The organism is Nocardia sp. NPDC050717, assembly GCF_040654275.1.
Taxonomy (GTDB): Bacteria; Actinomycetota; Actinomycetes; order Mycobacteriales; family Mycobacteriaceae; genus Nocardia.
Map to the genome: position 1 here is coordinate 1 of NZ_JBFAHR010000008.1, position 20,333 is coordinate 20,333.

Below are 20,333 nucleotides of genomic sequence, written 5' to 3' on the forward strand. Positions count from 1 at the left end.
CGCGAGATCCCCGACGCCCACGACCTGACCTCCCTGCGCCTGCTCGGCTCCGTCGGCGAACCCATCAACCCCGAAGCCTGGCGCTGGTACCGAGAGGTGTTCGGCGCCAACAAGACTCCGATCGTGGACACCTGGTGGCAGACCGAGACCGGCGCCATCATGATCTCCCCACTGCCCGGCGTCACCGCCGCCAAGCCCGGCGCGGCCATGGCTCCGCTGCCCGGCATCTCCGCGAAGGTCGTCGACGAGGAGGGCAAGCCGGTCGAGCTCGGCGAGACCGAGGCAAACGGCTACCTGGTGCTCGACAAGCCGTGGCCGTCGATGCTGCGCGGCATCTGGGGCGACATGGATCGCTACCGCGCCACCTACTGGGAGCGCTATGCCGAGCAGGGCTGGTACTTCGCCGGCGACGGGGCCAAGCTCGACGCCGACGGCGACCTGTGGGTCCTCGGCCGTGTCGACGACGTCATGAACGTCTCCGGACACCGCATCTCCACGGCCGAGGTCGAGTCCGCGCTGGTCGGACATGCCGCCGTGGCCGAGGCGGCGGTCGTCGGCGCCAGCGACGCGACCACCGGGCAGGGCATCGTCGCCTTCGTCATCCTCACCGGCGAGGCGGCGGGGCGGGCCGGGGACGGCCTGGTCGACGAGCTGAAGGCCGAGGTGTCCAAGCAGATCAGCCCGATCGCAAAGCCGCGCGAGATCCACATCGTGCCGGAACTGCCCAAGACCCGCAGCGGCAAGATCATGCGCAGGCTGCTGCGCGACGTGGCCGAGGGCCGCGAACTCGGCGACACCTCCACCCTGGTCGATCCCGGCGTCTTCGAGGCGATCCGCGCCGGCGGCAACTGAGACGGGGCGCGCCGCGAAGGCGCAGGATACGGCCGGTGACATGCGATGTCACCGGCCGTATCCGTTAGAATTCCGTAGAGGTGTGCCGGGAAGTCTGGTCGGCATGCGGTCGTGAATCTGTGTCACCGAAGGGTGGGATGAGCGCCCGCAGTCCGCCCGTACCAGCCGGAAGGCCCCGATTGTGATCACGCGCGTTCGCTCCGAACTCACCCGCTATCTACGCACCGAGACCGTGGGCGGTTCGCTGCTGCTGATCGCCGCGGCGGTCGCGCTGCTCTGGGTGAACTCGCCGTGGGCCGCGAGCTATCAGACGATGGTCGACACCCGGCTGAGCATCGACGCGCTGCATCTGGACCTGAGCCTGGCCGACTGGACCAAGGACGGGCTGCTGGCGATCTTCTTCTTCGTCGCCGGACTCGAACTCAAACGCGAACTCGTGGTCGGCGAACTCGCCGATCCCCGGCGCGCGGCGCTGCCGATCATCGCGGCCGTCGGCGGCGTCGTCACGCCTGCTCTGATCGCGATGAGCGTCGGCTGGGGCGTGCCCGGCATGAACAACGGCTGGGCGATCCCGGTGGCCACCGACATCGCGTTCGCGCTGGCCGTGCTCGCGATGACCGGCTCCCGGATCCCCGCGAGCGCGCGGGTGTTCCTGTTGAGCTTGGCCGTCGTCGACGACCTGCTCGCGATCGTGCTCATCGCGGTGCTGTTCACCGCCTCGCTGTCGATGCTGTGGCTGGCCGCCGCGCTGGCCTGCTGCGGAGCCTGGGCGCTGGCTCAGCGGTGGCGGCTGCATACGCCGTTCCTCTATATCCCGATCGCGCTGGTCTGCTGGTACGCGCTGCACGAGGCGGGCATCCATCCGACGCTGGCCGGTGTCGCCCTCGGCCTGCTCACCCGGGTGCGCCGGGATCCGGGCGAAGATCAGGCGCCAGCGACACACCTCGAGCACGTCGTGCAGCCGATCTCGGCCGGCTTCTGCGTCCCGCTGTTCGCGCTGTTCGCCTCCGGCGTGCCGCTCAACGGTGACGTGTTCGGTCAGCTGTTCACCGAGCGGCTCTCGCTGGCGATCATCCTCGGGCTGCTCGTCGGCAAGACGGTCGGCATCTTCGGGATCAGCTGGCTGGCGATCCGCTTCGGCCTGGCGAAACGCCCGGTGGGGCTGGAATACCGCGACATGTTCGCCCTGTCGGTCCTCGGCGCGATCGGCTTCACGGTTAGCCTGCTCGTGGCGGAACTCGCGCTGGCCGACGAGGGCGCGGCCGTCATCGATCTGGCGAAGGCGGCGGTCCTGGTGACCTCCATGGCAGCATCGCTGCTCGGATCGGCGCTACTGTTGCGACGAGGGCGTGTGCACCAGGCGCGCCGCGACGCGGACGAGCTACAACCGGACAGTGAGGCCTAGTAGTGCCAGGACAGGGAGAAGGGTCGACGAAGTGAGTTACACCCAAGGCGGAAATGACGGTCGCACGGTCACTTCCATCCCGTTGACCGACGCCAACCCGCCCGGATCGGCGAGCATCGGCAGCCTCGTCCGTGACGCGACCGAACAGATGTCAACGCTGGTGCGCGCCGAGGTGGCGCTGGCCAAGGCGGAGGTCACCGCGGAGGTCCGCAAGGGCCTGACCGGCAGTGTGTTCTTCATCCTCGCGCTGACCGTGCTGCTGTTCAGCTCGTTCTTCTTTTTCTTCTTCCTCGCCGAACTGCTCGACGTGTGGCTGTACCGGTGGGCGGCGTTCCTGATCGTGTTCGCGCTGATGGTGCTGACCACCGCGCTGCTGGCCCTGCTCGGCTGGCTCAAGGTACGCAAACTCCGGGCACCGGAGAAGACCATCGACTCGCTCAAGCAGACCGCCGAGGTGCTGCCCGCGGCGCTGACCCACCGCGAGAGCGCCACGCCCGCGCTGGAGAAGTCGACCAACCGATGACGCGCCGGGCGGGCCCGGTCGCCACGGCCGGACCCGCCTACTAGGCTCGATCGGCGTGTCGTCCAACTCATTCCCGGATCCGTCCAGCGTCCGTTACGACGGACCGTGGACGCACCGGGACGTGCACGCCAACGGGATCCGCTTCCACGTCGTCGAGGCCGACGGGGCGGATCGTTCCGATATCCCCCTGGTGCTGCTGCTGCACGGCTTCGCCGACTTCTGGTGGTCGTGGCGGCACCAGCTCACCGGGCTCGCCGGACACGGCTACCGCACCGTCGCCGTGGATCTGCGCGGCTACGGCGACACCGACAAGCCACCACGCGGCTACGACGGCTGGACCCTCGCCGGTGACATCGCCGGACTCATCCGGGCACTCGGGCACACCGAGGCCACCCTCGTCGGACACGCCGAAGGTGGGCTGGTGTGCTGGGCGACCGCGGTGCTGCACCCGCGGCTGGTCCGCTCGATCGGCCTGATCAGCTCGCCCCACCCGGCCGCGCTCAAGAGCGCGGTGCTGCGTGATTCCGCCCAGCGCGCGACCTGGCTGCCCGAGTTCCTGCGCTACCAGCTGCCCCGCTACCCCGAGCATCTGCTCACCCGCGACGGCGGGGCCGAGGTCGAGCGGCTGTTGCGGGCCAGGGTCGGCGAATCCTGGTCAAGGACCGCCGAATTCACCGAGACCGCCGCGCGCATGCGCACCGCCATCCGCATCCCCGGCGCCGCGCACAGCGCGCTGGAGTACCAGCGCTGGGCCTTCCGCAGTCAGTGGCGGCCCGACGGCAAGCGCTTCATGGCGACCATGCGCACCCCGATCGACATCCCCGTCCTCGGCCTGCGCGGCGAGCACGACCCCTACCTGCTGCCCGCCACGTTCCACCGTGGCTCCCGGCTGGCGACCGACCGGACCCTGGTCTCCATCCCGAACGCGGGCCACTACGCGCACCAGGAGAACCCGGACCGCGTCAACGAAGTGCTGACCACCCGCTGGCGCGAACAGAACGGCGTCAACGGCTCACCCCAGGACGACCTGGTCTCCCCCTGAGCCCTGGCGCACCCACAACCTCTCGAGCACTCCAACAAACCCGGGGCGCGTGGCCCGCGTGAGCGACATCGACCCCACACTCCACAGCGCCCGCACGACCCGACCTCGAGGAGGGTCCGCCGACGCAGTCGGCGGGTCGCGGCCGTCCCGCCGATCAGGCGCCGTGGCGCAGGCGACGGAGGAGCAAGCCACGCCTGATCGGCGGGACCAAGGGGCCGCGACCTCGAGCGCGCCAGCGCTCCAACAACTCAGCTCAGGACGCAGGCTCCGGTGGGCACGGGCACGCTGCTCGTCGTCGCGGCCGCCAGTTCGGGGCCGACCTCGTTCAGCGTGAGCACGTAGCCGGTGTCGTCGTCGGTGACCGCGGCGCCGAAGACCACGCCGAGCACCTGGCCTTCGGTGTCGACCAGCGGGCCGCCCGAGTTGCCTGCGCGGACCTGGCCGCGGACCGTGTACACCTCGCGTTCGACGGTGCCGTCGCGGTGGATGGTGGGACCGGTGAGGTCGAGGGTCTCGCGCACGCGCGCGGCACTGGCCGTGTACGGCCCGCCGCCCGGGTAGCCGAGCACGATCGCGCTCTCCCCGGAGTTCGCCGCTTCGGGCGCCTGCGGGATGACCGGCGCGGTCAGGCCCGGCACCGCGAGCACGGCGATGTCCTTGGACGGATCGAACAGCACCACGCTGGCCTCCATCGCACCGCGCGCGGTGTCGACGGACACGGCGTTGGTCCCGGCGACGACGTGCGCGTTGGTCATCACGCGTTCCGGCGCGATGACGAAGCCGGAGCCCTCCAGCGCGCGCTGGCAGCTGGGCGCGACGCCACGAATCCGCAGCACACTCTGCTGCAGCGACGCCGCGACCGGGCTGGCGAGCACGCTGGCGTCCGGCGGTTCGACCGCGGCGATCGGCGCGCGCCCGAACGCGCCGATCACGTCCGGCAACCCTGAGGTGTTGAGCATTTTGGAGAACTCGTTGGGCAGCTTGCGCAGCCAGCTCGGCGCGACCGAGTTGACGTCGGCCAGCACCTTCGACCCGTTGATGGCGGCGGCGACGCTCGGCTGCGAGGCCGTGGCCAGCGGCAGCGCGAGCAGCCAGGCCGCGACCAGCACGGTCACCGCCTGCAGCACGGCGCCGGTGACGCTGTCCACGCTGCGCGCGATCGGGTTGCGGATACCGCTGCGCGCAGCGCGGCCGAGCACCATGCCCGCCACCTCGCCGACGATCACCAGCAGCACGATCAGCAGGATGCCTGCGAGGAGCCTGCTGCGCCCCTCACTGAGGTGCTTGAGGATGTGCGGCGCGATCAGAATGCCCGCGACCGCACCGAGCGCGACGCCGAAGAAGGCGAGCGCCGAGGCCACCGCGCCCTGCCGCCACCCGGTCGAGGCTGCGACCAACGCGATCAACACCACCGCGATGTCGAGCCATACCGACGCGCTCACAGGGTCATTCCGACCGCAGCCAGCGAGCTCTCCAAGTCACGCACGTCGCCCCGATCCCAGTCTCGTTCCCAGCCAGCTGTTTTGATGATGCCGGCGAGGATACCGCCGGTGAGCCCCCAGACCAGCATGCCGTCGACCTGGAAAGCGGGACTCTGGTAGCCGAGACTGCCACGGACCATGAATCTGTGTGCGGGATCGAGCAATTCGGCGAGGGGAACCCGGACCACACGCTCGGTTTCGGCCTGGTCGACCACGCCGACCGGGCTGGGTGCCCGCCAGTAGCCGAGTACCGGGGTGACGTCGAACTTCGACGGCGGCACGAACAGTTTCGGCAGCACGGCGAAGGGCTGCACGCCCGCGGGGTCGAGGCCGGTCTCCTCGGCGGCCTCGCGCAGCGCGGTGCCGACCGGGCCGTCGTCGCCCGGGTCCTCCGCGCCACCGGGGAAGGCGACCTGCCCACGATGCTGGCGCATGGTGGACGCGCGCTGGGTGAGCAGGACGTCGGCGTCGGCGGGCAGGCCACCCGGCGCCGCCGGGTCGGGCTCGGCCGCGCCGCCGAACAGGACGAGGACCGCGGCCTGGCGCGGCTTGCCGGTGATCGACATGGCCCGGCGCAGGGCGCGCGAAGCGGCCATGGTGTCGGCGGCGTCGGGCCCCGCGTGCCGGATGGCCGGGTGCAGCCAGGACGGGAGGCCGGAATCGTCCAGCCGCATCACACCGTTCATCACAACGTCCTTCGTCATACCGCGATCCGAACGCCGAGTTCTTCGGCCACCGTGTCGGCGATGTCGGCGACATCGGCGAACGTGCGCACCTCGACACTGGCAATGGTGCCGTCCGCGCGGACGAGCACCGACACCGGGAGTACCGCGGGCGCCCCGGCGGCCGTGCGCACGCGCGCCGCCGGATCCTCGACGCCGGGCAGCGTGATGCCGAGGCCGCTCAGCCTGGCCAGCGCCTTCGCCTCGTCGGGATCGCTGTGCACGGTGAGCACGGTGAGTTCCGGACCCGCGCGGCGCGCGAATTCCTGCAGGTGGGGCAGCTCGACGGCGCAGGGGCCGCACCAGTAGGCCCAGAGGTTGAGCAGCGCGGGCTTGCCCGCCAGCGCGGCGGCGAGATCGACGGGGGCGCCGTCGGCCAGGCAGGTGAGCGTGATGCCGGCCAGCGGTCCGGCGCCGGGGCCGGACGAGGCCGGGCAAGGCGCGAGTCCGGCGGCCGCGCGTTCCTCGGCCGAGATCGCCGCCGGTTGCGGCGTGGTCCGCGTAACCGGGCTCGCGGTGTCGGAGCCGCCGCGCGGCCACAGCGCGATCGCGGCCGCGATCACCAGGATCAGCGCGACCAGCGCCCAGCGCAGCGCTGGCCGCCGCAGCAACGACGGTTCGGCGGGATCACTCACAGTCCGACCATATCGAGCAGGTGCTCGCGCTCCGGCCCCTTGATCAGTTCGGCCGCCACGGCGGGATCGGTGGGCCCCGTCCCGAACGACGGGCAGTCGTTGGCGAGCACGCAGGCGCCGCACGCGGGCTTGCGGGCGTGACACACCCGGCGGCCGTGGAAGATCACCCGGTGCGAGAGCATCGTCCAGTCCTTGCGCTCGATCAGCGCGCCGACCGCGTGCTCGACCTTGACCGGGTCTTCCTCCTCGGTCCACTTCCAGCGGCGCACCAGCCGGCCGAAATGGGTGTCGACAGTGATACCTGGCACATCGAAGGCGTTGCCGAGGATGACGTTGGCGGTTTTACGTCCGATGCCCGGCAATTTCACCAATTCGGCCAGGGTGTGAGGCAATTCACCGTCGAAATCGGCTTCCAGCGCCTCGCCGAGGCCGATGAGGGAGCTGGTCTTGTTCCGGTAGAAGCCGGTCGGCCGGATGTATTCCTCCAGCTCGGCCCGGTTGGCCTCGGCGTAGTCGCGCGCGCTGCGGTACTTCGCGAACAGGGCCGGAGTGGTGAGGTTCACGCGGACGTCGGTGCACTGGGCCGAGAGGATGGTCGCCACCGCCAATTCCAGCGGCGTGGTGAAGTCCAGCTCGCAGTGCGCGTCGGGGAACGCGGCCGCGAGGGTGCGGTTCATCCGGCGGGCCCGACGGACCAAGCCGGTCCGCGTTTCCGCCGCTAGCGCGCGGTTCTTGCGCTTTCGCGCCGCGGACAGACCGGCGGGCGCCGCGGCGGTTCCGGCATCGCTCGCCGCCGCGGTGGAGGGGGAAACGGGCACCGCTCCACCATACGGAACCGCTACGACAACATTGGGCGCCGAGTTGGCCTCCTGTGTTCCATCTGAGACCTGGAACGTGTTTACTGCCTGTCATGCAAGGACTCGCTGTGGTGCTCTTCCCAGTGCTGTTGATGCTGTTCGCACTGGGGATGGAGCGGGTCGAGAACCGGCTCCGCAAGCTTCTCGAACCCGACGAAGAGGTTCAGCAGTACCTGGACAGTGCCAGCAACGCCGAAGTGAAAGAGCTGACGAAGCTCGGCCTGCCCGCCGCGGTCGGACGGGTGCGCAAGCGCCGTACCCGCACCGCCGAACTCGACGTGGCCCGCGCCAGCTGAACCCCCGTCATGGTGTGCGCGCCTGTGCGCAATCCACTCTTTACGTGGTGTCTGTCACTGTGCTGCCGTGATGCCGCGTAGACTGCGCTGTTGGTCGATTCGCTCGACCAGGTTCGCAAGCCATATCCCATAAGGAGCACATTCGTGGACGAGGCCCTCGCCAGAGCAGGCATCTTCCAAGGCGTCGAGCCCACCGCGGTGGCCGCGCTCGCCAAGCAGCTGCAGCCCGTAGATTTTCCGCGCGGCCACGTCATCTTCAACGAGGGCGAACCCGGCGATCGGCTGTACATCATCACGACGGGCAAGGTGAAGATCGGCCGCCGTTCCCCCGACGGCCGGGAAAACCTGCTGACCATCATGGGTCCGTCCGACATGTTCGGTGAACTGTCGATCTTCGACCCGGGCCCGCGTACCTCGACCGCCACCACGGTCACCGAGGTCCGCGCCGTCACGATGGACCGCGACGCACTCAAGTCGTGGATCGATCAGCGCCCCGAGATCGCTGAGCAGCTGCTGCGCGTGCTGGCACGACGCCTTCGCCGCACCAACAACAACCTCGCCGACCTCATCTTCACCGACGTGCCCGGCCGCGTCGCGAAGGCGCTGCTGCAGCTCGCACAGCGCTTCGGCACCCAGGAAGCGGGCGCGCTGCGCGTGACCCACGACCTGACCCAGGAGGAGATCGCCCAGCTGGTCGGCGCCTCCCGGGAAACCGTCAACAAGGCGCTGGCCGACTTCGCGCATCGCGGATGGCTGCGGCTCGAGGGCAAGAGCGTGCTGATCTCGGATTCCGAGCGCCTGGCACGTCGCGCTCGCTGATCGAGTAGTTCAGTTCGTCGACGTCTCGGCACGCCGGGACCACCGGTGCGGCTCCGGAGGAAGAGGGCCTCGTCCGCACCACCGTGGTTCCGGCGTGCCGTCGTTGTCTCAGCGCGTCCATCGCGCACGCCTGGAGCCGACGTGCTGATCGATGCACGCCGGCTCTCGGACCGGGCTCAGGACTCGCGTTCTGCCCGTAGATATTCCAGTTGTGCCTTCACCGAGCTGCGCGCGGCGGGCCACAGGCGTTTGTCCACATCGGCGTAGACCTTGCGGACAACCTCGAAAGCGCCTGCGTCCTGCCCCAATTCGACCAGGGCCGCCCGGATCTGATCGAGCCGTTCGCGGCGGTGGTTCAGGTAGTACTGCACCACCGGCGCCGCATCGGCATGGTCGGGACCGTGCGCGGGCAGCAGTGCCTTGCCCGCGCCGCGCTCGAGCAGCAGCTCCAGCGAGGACAGGAAATCGGCCAGCGCGCCCGCGGTCGACGCGAGCACCGTCGTGCCCTCGCCGAGCACCGTGTCACCGGTGACGATCGCGTCGTCGAGCAGGAAACTCACCGAGTCGCCGGTGTGGCCGGGGGTGGCCAGCACGGTGATTCGCAGGCCAGCCGCCTCGATGACCTCATCGGCGGACAGCGCGGTCACCTCGCCGCGCAGATACTTCGGATCCACCGACCGCACCGGCGTCCCGGTGGCTTTCACCAGGTGATCGATGCCGCCGGTGTGGTCGGGGTGGTGATGGGTGATCAGGGTCAGCGCGATCCGGCCGCCGGTCGCCTCGACGATGGCGGCGGTGTGCTTCTTGTCCTTCGGCCCCGGATCGACGACGACGAAGTCGTCACTACCGGGTCCGCGCAGCAGCCAGGTGTTGGTGCCGTCGAGCGTCATCTGCGACGGATTGTCGGCGAGCAGCACCGATGCCGTCGGCGTGACCGCCCTGACCTGGCCGTACGCGGGATGTTCCAGTGCCATGACGGCTGCCTATCCGACCTCGACGATCAATTCCACCTCGACGGGCGTGTTCTTCGGCAGTTCCGAGACGCCCACCGCCGAACGCGCGTGCACGCCCGCGTCGCCGAACACCTCACCGAGGAATTCCGACGCGCCGTTGATCACGATCGGCTGATCGGTGAATCCCGGTGCGGAGTTGACGAATCCGACCACCTTCACGATCCGCACCACCGAGTCGAGTCCGACCAGGTCGTGCACGGCGGCCAGCGCGTTCAACGCGCACAACCGCGCGGCCTCCTTCGCCTGCTCCACATCGACCTCGGCGCCGACCTTGCCGACCGCCGACAGCGCACCGTCGACGAAGGGCAGCTGGCCGGAGGTGTACACCAGCGAACCGGTCTGCACAGCCGGGATGTAGGCGGCCACGGGGGCGGCGACCGGCGGCAGGGTGACCCCGAGCCGATCGAGCGCGTCCTTCCACGCGGTGGCCACGACTACTTCCGCCGCTTCAGGTAGGCGACGTGCTGTTCGCCGGTCGGGCCGGGCAGCACCGTGACCAGCTCCCAGCCGTCGGCGCCCCACTGATCGAGGATCTGCTTGGTCGCGTGCGTCAACAGCGGCACGGTCGCGTACTCCCACAGGGTGACTTCACTCATGGTGTGAGTTTAGGGCTCACCCCGACCGCCGACGAGAAACGGGTTATAGGCTCGGCCACGTGGGAGCACCAACAGCAGAGCCGGTTTCGTCGGTTCCGGGACCGTCGACCGGATGGCCACAGCGCGCGGCCAAGGCCCGCTTGCACTACGTGACCGGCAAGGGAGGCACCGGCAAGTCGACCGTTTCGGCCGCACTGGCCCTCGCGCTGGCCGCGGGCGGTCGCAGGGTGCTGTTGGTCGAGGTGGAGAGCCGTCAGTCCATCGCGCAGCTGTTCGACCGGCCGCCGCTGCCACCCACCGAGACCAGGATCGCCAGCGCCGAGGGCGGCGGTGAGGTGTTCGCCCTCGCCCTCGACATCGAGCACGCGTTCCTCGAATACCTCGACATGTTCTACAACCTCGGCTTCGCGGGCCGGGCGATGCGCCGGATGGGCGCCATCGAGTTCGTCACCACCATCGCGCCCGGCCTGCGCGATGTGATCCTCACCGGCAAGATCAAGGAATGCGCGGTGCGCGTCGACAAGGACGGCAGGCCCGCCTACGACGACATCGTCGTCGACGCGCCGCCGACCGGCCGGATCGCCAGTTTCCTCGACGTCACCCAGGCGATGGCCGAGATCGCCAAGGGCGGCCCGATCGCCTCGCAGGCCGAGGGCGTGTCCAAGCTGCTGCACTCCGATCAGACGATGATCCACCTGGTGACGCTGCTTGAGGCGCTGCCGGTGCAGGAGACCGCCGACGCCGTCGCCGAACTCACTGCCAACGATCTGCGGATCGGCACGGTGATCGTCAACCGGGCGGCCAAGGCGCAGTTCGGTCCCGCCGAGCGTGAGCTGGCCGTGCGCGGCGAGCTCGACACCACCGAGATCGCCGCGAACCTGGCCAAGGCCGGGATCACCCTGTCGGACGCGGATTTCGCCGGCCTGCTCACCGAGAGCGTCGACCACGCCGTCATGCTGACCGCGCAGGACGAGAGCGCCACGGAACTGGCGGGCGTCGACGTGCCCCAGCTGCACCTGCCCGCCCTCGACGAGGGCGTCGACCTGGGCGGACTCTACGAACTGGCCGAACAGCTATCCGCGCAGGGAGTGCGATGAGTGAGCAAGTGACGACGACCCGCCTGGATGTCTCGGGGATCATCGCCGATCCCACGGCCCGCGTGATCGTCTGCTGCGGTTCCGGCGGTGTCGGCAAGACCACCACCGCGGCCGCGATCGCGTTGCGGGCGGCCGAGGCGGGACGCAAGGTCGTGGTGCTGACCATCGACCCGGCCCGGCGCCTGGCCCAGTCGCTCGGCGTCGCCGATCTGGACAACACCCCGCAGCGCGTCGAGCTCGGCCCCGAAGTGCCTGGTCAGCTGCACGCGATGATGTTGAACATGCGCCGCACCTTCGACGACATGGTGCTCGAGCACACCAGCCCGGAGAAGGCCGAGCAGATCTTCGCCAACCCGATCTATCAGACGGTCGCCTCCTCGTTCGGCGGGACGCAGGAGTACATGGCGATGGAGAAGCTCGGTCAGCTGGCCGGGCGCAAGGAGTGGGACCTGATCGTGGTCGACACTCCCCCCTCGCGCAACGCGCTGGACTTCCTCGACGCGCCCAAGCGTCTCGGCACCTTCCTCAACGGCAAGATGATCCGGCTGATCATGGCGCCGGGGCGCGGCGTCGGCCGGTTCGTCACCGGCGCGATGAGCCTGGCGATGCGCGGGGTGTCGACGATCGTCGGTGGGCAGATGCTCAAGGACGCCTCGACGTTCCTGCAGTCGCTGGAGTCGCTGTTCGGCGGTTTCCAGGAGCGGGCCGAGCGCACCTTCGCGATGCTGTCCAAGCCGGGCACGCACTTCCTCGTCGTCGCGGCCGCCGAACCCGACGCGCTGCGGGAGGCGTCGTTCTTCGTCGACCGGCTCTCCACCGAGCGGATGCCGCTGGCCGGCCTGGTGCTGAACCGCACGCACCCCGCGCTGTCGGGGCTGTCCGGCGATCACGCGCTGACCGCCGCCGATCAGCTGCGTGAGACGGACCCGCTCACCGCGTCGGTGCTGCGCATCCACGCTGAGCGGGTGGCGACCGCGAAGCGGGAGCAGCGGTTGCTGCATCGCTTCACCGGCGCCCATCCGCGGGTCCCGATCGTTTCGGTCACCGCGTTGCCGTTCGAGGTCTCCGACCTGGACGCCTTGCGCGCGGTGGGAAACCAGCTGGCGGGCGAGCCCGCCGCGGTCTGATTCAGTCGAATCGGCTATAGCTAACAAACCCGTAACACCGGCCGACGGCGCCGATTCCGCAAACCCCGCGGTCTCGGCGCCGTGTGTGATATCGGCCTTGTCTCGTCCCCTAGATGGCCACCTGATGCTGCCGCTGGGCCTGGAAGAAGTCGGCCCACGACGTCACGTCGGGATGCTGCTTGAGCAGCGCGCGCCGCTGCCGCTCGGTCATCCCGCCCCACACTCCGAACTCCACCCGGTTGTCCAGCGCGTCGGCGCCACACTGCATCAGCACCGGGCAATGGCGGCAGATCGTTGCCGCCTTGCGCTGCGCCGCACCACGAACGAACAGCTGATCAGGGTCCACTTCCTTGCATCGCGCCTGGGCAACCCAAGCGATCCTTGCCTCGGCCTGCTCTACATCCAGTCGAGCGATGGGGGTTGTGATGTGCATTTTGATGTGCCCCTTTGCAGTCCGAACACCGTTGTGCGGCGCTCCAGAATCGCGAGCGCGGATCACAGCAACCCAACTACCGCTGCGGTCCGCACCACATTCCACTTTGAGTGTTAGCTCTATCACACTGGGTTCTCAATCTAGGTAAAGGTATGGCGCTTGCGCAAGACCGACCCCCGATTTTTTGGTACGGCCGTCCATTCAAATCGCCGTCGCGCCGGGTAGTCGCGCTGATCACCGGCGCGGCCGGGCGCGACACGCCGATGTGATCATTTTGTTGACACGCCCGAGCAACCCCCCTGGCACCGACCGGACATCCCCGGTCGAGCAGCACAGCAGTGAACACCGACACCCCACCCTTTAGGCTGGGCTGGTGCCGATCACTCAAACGCTCGCGAGGCTGGCCGGCAGCTGCGCGCTGGCCGCCGTGCTAGTCGCCGGGCTGTTGTTCCCCCTGGCCGGTGGATTCGGGTTCATCTCCAACCGAGCCGCCGACGCCGTCGACAACGTGTCCGCCGAGCTGGTGGAGGGCACGGTCCCGGCCGTCTCGACCATGGTCGACGCGGGAGGCGCGCCTATCGCGTGGCTCTACGAGCAACGGCGCTTCGAGGTGCCCAGCGACAAGATCTCCAACAACATGAAGCTGGCGATCGTGTCCATCGAGGACAAGCGCTTCGCCGACCACAAGGGCGTCGACTGGCAGGGCACGCTGCGCGCGTTCCTCACCAACACCTCCTCGGGCGAGGTGCAGCAGGGCGCCTCGACGCTCGACCAGCAGTACGTGAAGAACTTCAACCTGCTCGTGGTCGCCAAGACCGACGCCGAACGCCGCGCCGCGATCGAGACCACCCCCGCGCGCAAACTGCGCGAGATCAGGATGGCGCTCACGCTGGACCGCGAGCTCAGCAAGGACGAGATCCTCACCCGCTATCTGAACCTGGTGCCCTTCGGCAACGGCTCCTACGGCATCCAGGACGCGGCGCAGACCTACTTCGGCGTCGACGCTGCGGACCTGACCATCACCCAGTCGGCGATGCTGGCCGGCATGGTGCAGTCCAGCTCCAAGCTGAACCCGTACACCAACGTCCAGGGCGTCACCGACCGGCGCAACACCGTGCTCGACACCCTGATCCAGAACATCCCGCACCGTGCCGAGGAGTTCCGCAAGGCCAAGGCCGAACCGCTCGGCGTGCTGCCCGAGCCCAAGGGCCTGCCGCGCGGCTGCATCGCCGCCCAGGACAAGGGCTTCTTCTGCGACTACGCGCTGCAGTACCTCGAGGACGCCGGGATCAGCCGCGAGCAGGTCGACAAGGGCGGCTACCTGATCAAGACGACGCTCGATCCGGTGCTGCAGGAGTCGGTGAAGCGTTCGGTCAACGAGCAGGCCGACCCGAACCTCGACAACATCGCCGAGGTCATGTCGGTGGTGGCGCCCGGTCAGGACTCGCACCCCGTTCTCGCGATGGCGTCGAGCCGCACCTACGGCCTCAACCGCGACGCCAACGAGACGCTGCTCGGCCAGCCCTACACGATGGCCGGTGACGGCGCCGGCTCGATCTTCAAGCTCTTCACCACCGCCGCCGCGATGGAGAAGGGTCTCGGCATCGCCGCCCAGGTGGACGTGCCGGGCACCTACGCGGCCAGGGGCATGGGCTACTCGAACTCACCCGGCTGCCCGGCCGACTCGTGGTGCGTCAAGAACGCGGGCAACTATCCGGGCTCGATGTCGGTGACCGACGCGCTCGCGACCTCGCCGAACACGACATTCGTGAAGATGATCCAGGACGTGGGCGTCGAGGCCGCGGTGGACATGGCCGTGCGCCTCGGCATGCGCGCCTACACCCAGCCGGGCACCTCGGGCCACGGCAACACCAGCCTGGCCGACCACATCAAGAACAACAACATGGGTTCGTTCACCCTCGGCCCGTTCGCGATCAACCCGCTGGAACTGACGAACGTGGCCGCCACGCTCGGCTCGGGCGGCAAGTGGTGCCCGCCCTCGCCGATCAGTGAGGTCATCGACCGCAGCGGCAAGACCGTCCCGCTCACCCAGCAGGCGTGCGAGCAGGTGGTCGAGCCCGGCCTGGCCAATACCCTCGCCAACGCGATGAGCAAGGACGACGTCAGCGGTACCGCCGCGGGCGCGGCGCGGGCCGCGGGCTGGTCGGCGCCGATGTCGGGCAAGACGGGTACCACCGAGAGCCACCGGTCCTCGGCGTTCCTCGGCTTCACCAACTCGCTGGCCGCCTCGGTCTACGTCTACGGCGACAGCCCGACGCCCGGCGAGATCTGCTCGTTCCCGCTGCGCAACTGCGGCGCGAGCAATGCCTCCGGCCTGTTCGGCGGTAACGAACCCGCCCGCACCTGGTTCAACGCCATCAAGCCGGTGCTCGACCGCTTCCCGCCGCCCGCACTGCCGCCGGTGGACGACAAGTACGTCCGCGGCGCGAACAACTCCCAGGTCCCCGACGTGGCGGGCAAGTCGCAGGGCGAGGCCACCTCGATCCTGTCCGGCGCCGGATTCCAGGTGTCGGCGGTGACCAGCCCCGGCTCGCAGGCCAAGGGCACGGTGATGGGCAGTTCGCCGAACGGCTCGGCCATCCCGGGCTCGGTCGTCACCATCTACATCAGTGACGGCTCGGTCCGCGTGCCGACGCCGACCACGCCGCCGCCCGCGGCGCCGGCGCCGGTGATCCCCGGTTTGCCTCAGATTCCGCGACTGCCACCGATCCCCATCCCGGTGCCCAGGTAGTTCCCGAACGCGAAGGGCCGCCGTCCACTCGGACGGCGGCCCTTCGTCGTACCGGTCAGAGACGCGCTTTGACCGCCGCGGACAGCCGCGACCCGTCGGCCTTGCCCTCGGCGAGCGCGGTGGCCGCCTTCATGACCTGGCCCATCTGCTTCATGCCGGGCCGCTCGCCGATCTCCTCGGCGACCTGGGCGATCGCCGTGTCGGCGACGTTGGCCACCTCGGCCTCGGTCAGCTGCGTCGGCAGGTACTGCTCGATGATCTCTTCCTCGGCGCGCTCGTTCGCGGCCAGTTCACCGCGCCCGTTCTGCTCGTAGATGACGGCCGCCTCGTTGCGCTTCTTGGCTTCCTTCTGCAGCAGCGCGAGCACGTCGGCATCGGCGAGTTCCCGCGCCTGCGCACCGGAGACCTCGGCGTTCTGGATCGCGGCGAGCAGCATCCGCAGGGTCGACAGACGCAGAGTGTCCTTGGCTTTCATCGCGGCGGTCATATCCGCGCGCAGTTGCGCTTTCAGTTCCGACATGCGCCTCACGCTAGCTGTTCGACCACTCGAGTCTCATCACATTTTCATCGCGGCCGAAATTCGGACCGTTTGTGCGGAAACACACGCGCCGTTCCGGGAGGGGGTCGCCTATGCTGGGCAAATGCCCGTTATCTCGACGTCCGCTGTCCGCCGCACCGCGTGGGGAGCCGCCGGGGCCGCCGTCGCCGGTATCGGATACGCCACGCTGATCGAACGGAACGCGTTCGTCCTGCGTGAGGCGACGATGCCGGTGCTCGCGCCCGGCTCGCCGACGCTGCGCATTCTGCACGTCAGCGACCTGCACATGATGCCGGGGCAACAGCTCAAACAGCAGTGGCTGCGCGAACTCGACCGGCTCGAACCCGACCTGGTCGTGAATACCGGTGACAATCTTTCGCACCCCAAGGCCGTGCCCGCCGTCGTGCAATCGCTCGGCGCGCTGCTGGCCCGTCCCGGTCTGTTCGTGTTCGGTTCGAACGACTATTTCGCGCCGGTGCCGAAGAATCCGCTGAAGTATTTCAAGAAGGATCATCGCCGCGTTTACGGCGACCCGCTGCCCTGGCAGGATCTGCGCGCGGCGTTCACCGAGCGCGGCTGGCTGGACCTGACGCATACCCGTCGCGACCTCGAAGTGGCCGGCATCCGCATCGCCAGTGCCGGGGTCGACGACCCGCATCTGCAGCGCGATCGCTACGACACCGTCGCCGGCGCGCCGAACCAGCTCGCCCAGCTCAGCATCGGTGTCACCCATTCGCCGGAGCCGCGGGTGCTCGATCGCTTCGCCGAGGACGGCTACGACCTCGTCCTCGCGGGCCACACGCACGGTGGACAGCTCGTCGTCCCCGGGTACGGCGCGCTGGTGACCAACTGCGGCATCGACAAGTCGCGGGTCAAGGGCGCCTCGAAGTGGGGCGAGCACACCCAGCTGCACGTCTCGGCGGGCATCGGCACCTCCCCGTGGGCGCCGTACCGGTTCTGCTGCCGCCCCGAGGCCACCCTGCTGACCCTGGTCGGCGCCCCGCCGAAGCGTCCCGCGGCCGACACCGGCCACGGCATCTCCACCTCGGAGGCCGTCGCCCGCTAGGGTTTCGCCCCGAACGACTTCTGTCAGTAGGGGAACGACGTGAGCAGTGGATCCGACGACCGGACCGATTCCGGTGGGCCCGGACAGCCCGACGCGCAATGGCAACGCCCCGCGCCCAGCGATCCACCCGACCCCACCGCGGTGTGGACCCCGGGCGGCCCCGGCCTCCCGCCCACCCTGCGCTGGGCCGGGTCGGGCCCACCCCCTGGCCTCCCCGACCCGACACCGTGGACGCCCGCGGGCCCGCAACAGTGGAACCCGTCGGGCGCCCCGGCCGAGCCCACTCAACTGAGCGGCTCCTCCTGGCCGGACCCCACTCCGCCTGCCCCGCAACATGGCTCGCCACAGCCCGGCCATCCCGCCCCCGGCGCTCAGCCCGGGTCACCACAGCCCTGGCAGGCTGACGCGACACAGCTGAGCCAGCCCGCCCCTGGCTACCAACCACCTGCCGCACAACCCGGGTCACCGCAGCCATGGCAGACCGCGGCGACACAGCATGGCGGCCCGGCCGCCTTCGGCACGAATCCACCTCCAGCACAGCCGAGTTCGGCACCGGCATGGCAGCCCGGCGCCGCCCAGCACGGCGATTCAGGCGCGCCGGAATTCGGAGCGCCGCAACCGTGGCAGGCGGAGGCGACACAGCTCGGTCCCGCCGCCTACGGCAGGACTCCGTCGGCGATGCCACCCGGGCCGCAACAGACTGGGGCTGACCAGGCGGGCATACCCGGTGCGCCGTGGCCGAGTGCACATGCGCCCGGTCAGCCAACGATGTGGGGGCAGCCGCCGGCGGCTGGGAGCGGGTCGCGGCAGTGGGATCCCGCGCAGGAGTGGGGCCAGGCCTGGCAGCAGCCCGCCCCGCGATACGGCGAGGTTCCGCCGCTCGAGCAGTACGGGCGCCAACCGAATGGGCAGCCCCCCGGACCGAAATCCGGCGGCAAGGCCGCGATCTGGGTCGGTGCCGGGCTCGCCGCGCTCCTGCTCGGCGGCGTCGCGATCACGGCTGTGGCGCTGACCCGCGACGACAAGGCGGCCGAAGCAGCCGATTCCGGCGCGACACCGTCGATGGTCAGCGCGCTCACCACGACGGGCGCGCCGTCGTCGTCGAGCAAGCCCAAGCCGAGTTCGACGACACCGACCCCCACCGGCGCCGCCGCCAACCGCAAGCCGCTCATCGAGGGCTACCAGGTCGTGGCATCGCCCGATCGCGGCGCCGCCTACGACGTGCCGCCCAGCTGGACGGTCGCCACCGAGACCACCATCGGCGGCGTCGGCGAACCGCCCGGCGACGCCGTCATCGGCAAGGGCTACGCCACCGACGGCCGCGACTACTGCCCCGGTTCCACCCGAACCATGTCGCTGCTGACCGGCTCGAAACTCGACGATCACGCGGCCGCGGCCGCCGAACTCGGCAAGAAGGCCGCCCCGTTGGCGTACCAGGGCTCCACCGGCACCCCCGGCCCCGCCCAGCCGCTCAAATCCATCGACGGCAAAACCGACGGCATGTTCACCGAGACCGCCGGCACCGTCCCCAACCCGAAGCCCGGCTGCGGCCCCACCTACTCCATCTACACCTACGCCTTCAAGGGCGCCAAGGACGGCAGCTTCGTGATGGTCATGATCGCCGACACCGGCACCCCCGACGCCGTCGATGCCGCCACCGCCAAACGCATCTTCAGCACCATCCGAGCCCTCAGCTGACCCCCTCTGACCTCCCAATTTAACGATTCCGACCACCTCGTTGTAAGCTACTTCAGGTTCGCCTCACGGGGTGTGGCGCAGCTTGGTAGCGCGCTTCGTTCGGGACGAAGAGGTCGCAGGTTCAAATCCTGTCACCCCGACGTGTTGGTTGAGACACAGAAGAGCCCCTGATCAGTTCACTGGTCAGGGGCTCCTCGTATTTCCGGGCGAGCAGCACTGACCCGCCCTCGATCCAGACGGCTGAGGTCGCCGATCGGTAACTCATGCACAACCTCCCACCACAGACCGGGGCCCGGCGGGGCGGGTCAGGGACGGTCGGGGCGGGGGGACGGTGGAGTGCCGTGGAGGGCGGGCTCTTCGGGGGTTTCGCGGTCGAGGGGGTTCGGCCACCAGACGGTGACGGCGATGACGGCGCACAGGCCCAGGATGAGGGCCAGGATCGCCGCGGCGGATTCGGTCATGTTCGCCCTTCCGGGTGAGCGGAGTGGGAGGGTCGAAGAGAAGGGTGCGCGCGGACTGTGTCGGCTGAGGTAAGCGCGTGTTCGCGAGGGGTTGAGAAGTGCTCTCCGCGGTGACCGAGCCGCGGTGAGGGTGCGGGCTGTGAGCACCCGATAACCTGCCGCTTACTTTCTGTCACTTGATAGAAATTACTGATCGATAGCGTATACACCCATGTCGACAAGGGTGGATGCACCGGAAGACGGCGCGGGCAGGCCACTGCGGGAGGTCGTCTACGAGACGCTGCGCGCCGAGCTGATGAACGGCGACATCCGCTTCGGCACGCGGCTCACCGAACCCAAGCTGTCGGCGCGCTTCGGGATCTCCCGGACGCCGGTGCGCGAGGCGTTGACCATGCTCTGCTCGGACGGCCTGCTCGAACGCGAGGAGTACGGCTTCAGCCCGGTCCGGCCGAGCGTGGCCCGCATCCGCGACCTGTACGAGCTGCGCCTCACCCTCGAACTGGGCGGCATGGACCGTGTGCGCGCCGACCCCGCGCTCACCCACGACGAGCCGCTGCTGCGCGCCGAACAGCGGCGGTGGGAGATGCTGCGCGCCGATCCGCCCGCGCAGGAGCCCGGGTTCGTCGTCGTCGACGAGGACTTCCATGTCGCGCTGCTCACCGCGGCGGGCAATGCCGAGATGGTGCGCGCTCTGGTCGCGGTGAACTCCCGGATCCGGCACGTCCGCATGTATGACTTCATGATCAACAACCGCATCGAGACCACGATCAGCGAGCACCTCGGCATTCTCGACGCCGTCCTCGCCGGCGAACTCGAGTCGGCGCGCCAGCTCCTGCACACCCACATCGGGGACTCGCTCGATGTCGTACTCGACCGCATCTCGCGCGCCGTCGCCGCCATGTCCATGAGCGATTAGGAGA

Annotated in this window: 22 protein-coding genes and 1 tRNA gene; 13 read left to right on the forward strand and 10 right to left on the reverse strand. The window is 69.4% G+C overall.

Annotated features, from left to right (window positions below; genetic code table 11):
• The 4 genes from AB0H56_RS17355 to AB0H56_RS17370 all read left to right on the forward strand — a co-directional run.
• The coding region (locus tag AB0H56_RS17355) for an AMP-binding protein (protein WP_357163817.1) at window positions 1–852 on the forward strand (852 nt) is incomplete at its 5' end.
• 181 nt (window positions 853–1,033) lie between these two features.
• Window positions 1,034–2,257, forward strand: coding sequence for a Na+/H+ antiporter NhaA (gene nhaA / locus AB0H56_RS17360; RefSeq protein WP_357163820.1), 1,224 nt, complete (start codon window positions 1,034–1,036; stop codon window positions 2,255–2,257).
• A 31-nt stretch (window positions 2,258–2,288) separates the two neighbouring features.
• Window positions 2,289–2,780, forward strand: a complete 492-nt coding sequence (locus tag AB0H56_RS17365) for a phage holin family protein (protein ID WP_357163823.1) — start codon at window positions 2,289–2,291, stop codon at window positions 2,778–2,780.
• Between the two features lie 55 nt (window positions 2,781–2,835).
• A complete protein-coding gene (locus AB0H56_RS17370; RefSeq protein WP_357163826.1) occupies window positions 2,836–3,822 on the forward strand; it encodes an alpha/beta hydrolase in 987 nt (328 codons plus the stop codon).
• Between the two features lie 248 nt (window positions 3,823–4,070).
• Here AB0H56_RS17370 and AB0H56_RS17375 read toward each other — a convergent pair whose 3' ends face one another.
• The 4 genes from AB0H56_RS17375 to nth are packed head-to-tail and all read right to left on the reverse strand — an operon-like array spanning window position 4,071 to window position 7,337.
• On the reverse strand, window positions 4,071–5,264 hold the full coding sequence (locus tag AB0H56_RS17375) for a MarP family serine protease (RefSeq protein ID WP_357163829.1): 1,194 nt from the start codon (window positions 5,262–5,264) through the stop codon (window positions 4,071–4,073).
• Window positions 5,261–6,007: a CoA pyrophosphatase gene (locus AB0H56_RS17380; protein WP_357163832.1), complete on the reverse strand. Its 747-nt coding sequence runs from the start codon at window positions 6,005–6,007 to the stop codon at window positions 5,261–5,263. The genes AB0H56_RS17375 and AB0H56_RS17380 overlap by 4 nt, the downstream gene beginning before the upstream one ends.
• Window positions 6,004–6,660 carry a TlpA disulfide reductase family protein gene (locus AB0H56_RS17385; protein ID WP_357163835.1) on the reverse strand — a complete coding sequence of 219 codons (657 nt, stop codon included), beginning with the start codon at window positions 6,658–6,660 and terminating at the stop codon, window positions 6,004–6,006. The genes AB0H56_RS17380 and AB0H56_RS17385 overlap by 4 nt, the downstream gene beginning before the upstream one ends.
• Window positions 6,657–7,337 (reverse strand): endonuclease III, encoded by a 681-nt coding sequence (gene nth / locus AB0H56_RS17390; protein WP_357164493.1) that lies wholly within the window; start codon window positions 7,335–7,337, stop codon window positions 6,657–6,659. The genes AB0H56_RS17385 and nth overlap by 4 nt, the downstream gene beginning before the upstream one ends.
• Before the next feature lie 233 nt (window positions 7,338–7,570).
• Between nth and AB0H56_RS17395 the strand changes: the two genes are divergently transcribed.
• Together AB0H56_RS17395 and AB0H56_RS17400 are read left to right on the forward strand one after the other, a co-directional pair.
• Complete coding sequence (locus tag AB0H56_RS17395) at window positions 7,571–7,813, forward strand: hypothetical protein (protein ID WP_232996180.1); 243 nt, start codon at window positions 7,571–7,573, stop codon at window positions 7,811–7,813.
• Between the two features lie 144 nt (window positions 7,814–7,957).
• Window positions 7,958–8,632: a Crp/Fnr family transcriptional regulator gene (locus AB0H56_RS17400; protein WP_040703546.1), complete on the forward strand. Its 675-nt coding sequence runs from the start codon at window positions 7,958–7,960 to the stop codon at window positions 8,630–8,632.
• A gap of 176 nt (window positions 8,633–8,808) precedes the next feature.
• Here AB0H56_RS17400 and AB0H56_RS17405 read toward each other — a convergent pair whose 3' ends face one another.
• From AB0H56_RS17405 to AB0H56_RS17415, 3 genes are read right to left on the reverse strand one after another with little or no spacing between them, the layout of a single operon-like run.
• Window positions 8,809–9,606, reverse strand: a complete 798-nt coding sequence (locus AB0H56_RS17405; protein WP_357163838.1) for an MBL fold metallo-hydrolase — start codon at window positions 9,604–9,606, stop codon at window positions 8,809–8,811.
• Window positions 9,607–9,615: 9 nt separating this feature from the next.
• Entirely contained in the window at window positions 9,616–10,077 is a 462-nt protein-coding gene (locus AB0H56_RS17410) for a RidA family protein (protein ID WP_357163841.1), read from the reverse strand.
• A gap of 2 nt (window positions 10,078–10,079) precedes the next feature.
• The gene (locus AB0H56_RS17415; protein WP_110038224.1) at window positions 10,080–10,241 is read right to left on the reverse strand and encodes a DUF4177 domain-containing protein; all 162 of its coding nucleotides are present in this window, start codon (window positions 10,239–10,241) and stop codon (window positions 10,080–10,082) included.
• Between the two features lie 59 nt (window positions 10,242–10,300).
• On the opposite strand from AB0H56_RS17415, the gene AB0H56_RS17420 reads away from it, so the two are divergent.
• Window positions 10,301–11,338: an ArsA-related P-loop ATPase gene (locus AB0H56_RS17420; protein ID WP_357163844.1), complete on the forward strand. Its 1,038-nt coding sequence runs from the start codon at window positions 10,301–10,303 to the stop codon at window positions 11,336–11,338.
• Window positions 11,335–12,465, forward strand: a complete 1,131-nt coding sequence (locus AB0H56_RS17425) for an ArsA family ATPase (RefSeq protein ID WP_357163847.1) — start codon at window positions 11,335–11,337, stop codon at window positions 12,463–12,465. Before AB0H56_RS17420 ends, AB0H56_RS17425 begins: the two co-directional genes overlap by 4 nt.
• Before the next feature lie 109 nt (window positions 12,466–12,574).
• On the opposite strand, the gene AB0H56_RS17430 is transcribed toward AB0H56_RS17425, so the two are convergent.
• On the reverse strand, window positions 12,575–12,898 hold the full coding sequence (locus tag AB0H56_RS17430) for a WhiB family transcriptional regulator (RefSeq protein WP_019044565.1): 324 nt from the start codon (window positions 12,896–12,898) through the stop codon (window positions 12,575–12,577).
• Between the two features lie 373 nt (window positions 12,899–13,271).
• Here AB0H56_RS17430 and AB0H56_RS17435 point away from each other — a divergent pair, with 373 nt between their 5' ends.
• Complete coding sequence (locus tag AB0H56_RS17435) at window positions 13,272–15,650, forward strand: transglycosylase domain-containing protein (protein WP_357163850.1); 2,379 nt, start codon at window positions 13,272–13,274, stop codon at window positions 15,648–15,650.
• A gap of 55 nt (window positions 15,651–15,705) precedes the next feature.
• On the opposite strand, the gene AB0H56_RS17440 is transcribed toward AB0H56_RS17435, so the two are convergent.
• Window positions 15,706–16,170, reverse strand: a complete 465-nt coding sequence (locus AB0H56_RS17440; RefSeq protein ID WP_110038220.1) for a GatB/YqeY domain-containing protein — start codon at window positions 16,168–16,170, stop codon at window positions 15,706–15,708.
• A gap of 121 nt (window positions 16,171–16,291) precedes the next feature.
• Here AB0H56_RS17440 and AB0H56_RS17445 point away from each other — a divergent pair, with 121 nt between their 5' ends.
• The 3 genes from AB0H56_RS17445 to AB0H56_RS17455 all read left to right on the forward strand — a co-directional run bounded on the left by AB0H56_RS17445 (window position 16,292) and on the right by AB0H56_RS17455 (window position 19,092).
• The gene (locus tag AB0H56_RS17445; RefSeq protein WP_357163853.1) at window positions 16,292–17,254 is read left to right on the forward strand and encodes a metallophosphoesterase; all 963 of its coding nucleotides are present in this window, start codon (window positions 16,292–16,294) and stop codon (window positions 17,252–17,254) included.
• Between the two features lie 768 nt (window positions 17,255–18,022).
• Window positions 18,023–18,952, forward strand: a complete 930-nt coding sequence (locus AB0H56_RS17450; protein ID WP_357163856.1) for a hypothetical protein — start codon at window positions 18,023–18,025, stop codon at window positions 18,950–18,952.
• A 66-nt stretch (window positions 18,953–19,018) separates the two neighbouring features.
• Window positions 19,019–19,092 (forward strand) — tRNA-Pro (locus tag AB0H56_RS17455).
• A gap of 165 nt (window positions 19,093–19,257) precedes the next feature.
• Here AB0H56_RS17455 and AB0H56_RS17460 read toward each other — a convergent pair.
• The gene (locus tag AB0H56_RS17460) at window positions 19,258–19,413 is read right to left on the reverse strand and encodes a hypothetical protein (RefSeq protein WP_357163859.1); all 156 of its coding nucleotides are present in this window, start codon (window positions 19,411–19,413) and stop codon (window positions 19,258–19,260) included.
• Between the two features lie 211 nt (window positions 19,414–19,624).
• Here AB0H56_RS17460 and AB0H56_RS17465 point away from each other — a divergent pair, with 211 nt between their 5' ends.
• On the forward strand, window positions 19,625–20,329 hold the full coding sequence (locus AB0H56_RS17465; protein ID WP_357163862.1) for a GntR family transcriptional regulator: 705 nt from the start codon (window positions 19,625–19,627) through the stop codon (window positions 20,327–20,329).
• Window positions 20,330–20,333: the final 4 nt, after the last annotated feature.

Coding starts and splice junctions, on each gene's coding strand:
- AB0H56_RS17380 (WP_357163832.1), bottom strand. CDS start 6,007: ATGACGAAGGACGTTGTGATGAACGGTGTGATGCGGCTGGACGATTCC.
- nth (WP_357164493.1), bottom strand. CDS start 7,337: ATGAACCGCACCCTCGCGGCCGCGTTCCCCGACGCGCACTGCGAGCTG.
- AB0H56_RS17395 (WP_232996180.1), top strand. CDS start 7,571: ATGCAAGGACTCGCTGTGGTGCTCTTCCCAGTGCTGTTGATGCTGTTC.
- AB0H56_RS17405 (WP_357163838.1), bottom strand. CDS start 9,606: ATGGCACTGGAACATCCCGCGTACGGCCAGGTCAGGGCGGTCACGCCG.
- AB0H56_RS17415 (WP_110038224.1), bottom strand. CDS start 10,241: ATGAGTGAAGTCACCCTGTGGGAGTACGCGACCGTGCCGCTGTTGACG.
- AB0H56_RS17425 (WP_357163847.1), top strand. CDS start 11,335: ATGAGTGAGCAAGTGACGACGACCCGCCTGGATGTCTCGGGGATCATC.
- AB0H56_RS17430 (WP_019044565.1), bottom strand. CDS start 12,898: ATGCACATCACAACCCCCATCGCTCGACTGGATGTAGAGCAGGCCGAG.
- AB0H56_RS17440 (WP_110038220.1), bottom strand. CDS start 16,170: ATGTCGGAACTGAAAGCGCAACTGCGCGCGGATATGACCGCCGCGATG.
- AB0H56_RS17445 (WP_357163853.1), top strand. CDS start 16,292: ATGCCCGTTATCTCGACGTCCGCTGTCCGCCGCACCGCGTGGGGAGCC.
- AB0H56_RS17450 (WP_357163856.1), top strand. CDS start 18,023: ATGTGGGGGCAGCCGCCGGCGGCTGGGAGCGGGTCGCGGCAGTGGGAT.
- AB0H56_RS17460 (WP_357163859.1), bottom strand. CDS start 19,413: ATGACCGAATCCGCCGCGGCGATCCTGGCCCTCATCCTGGGCCTGTGC.
- AB0H56_RS17465 (WP_357163862.1), top strand. CDS start 19,625: ATGTCGACAAGGGTGGATGCACCGGAAGACGGCGCGGGCAGGCCACTG.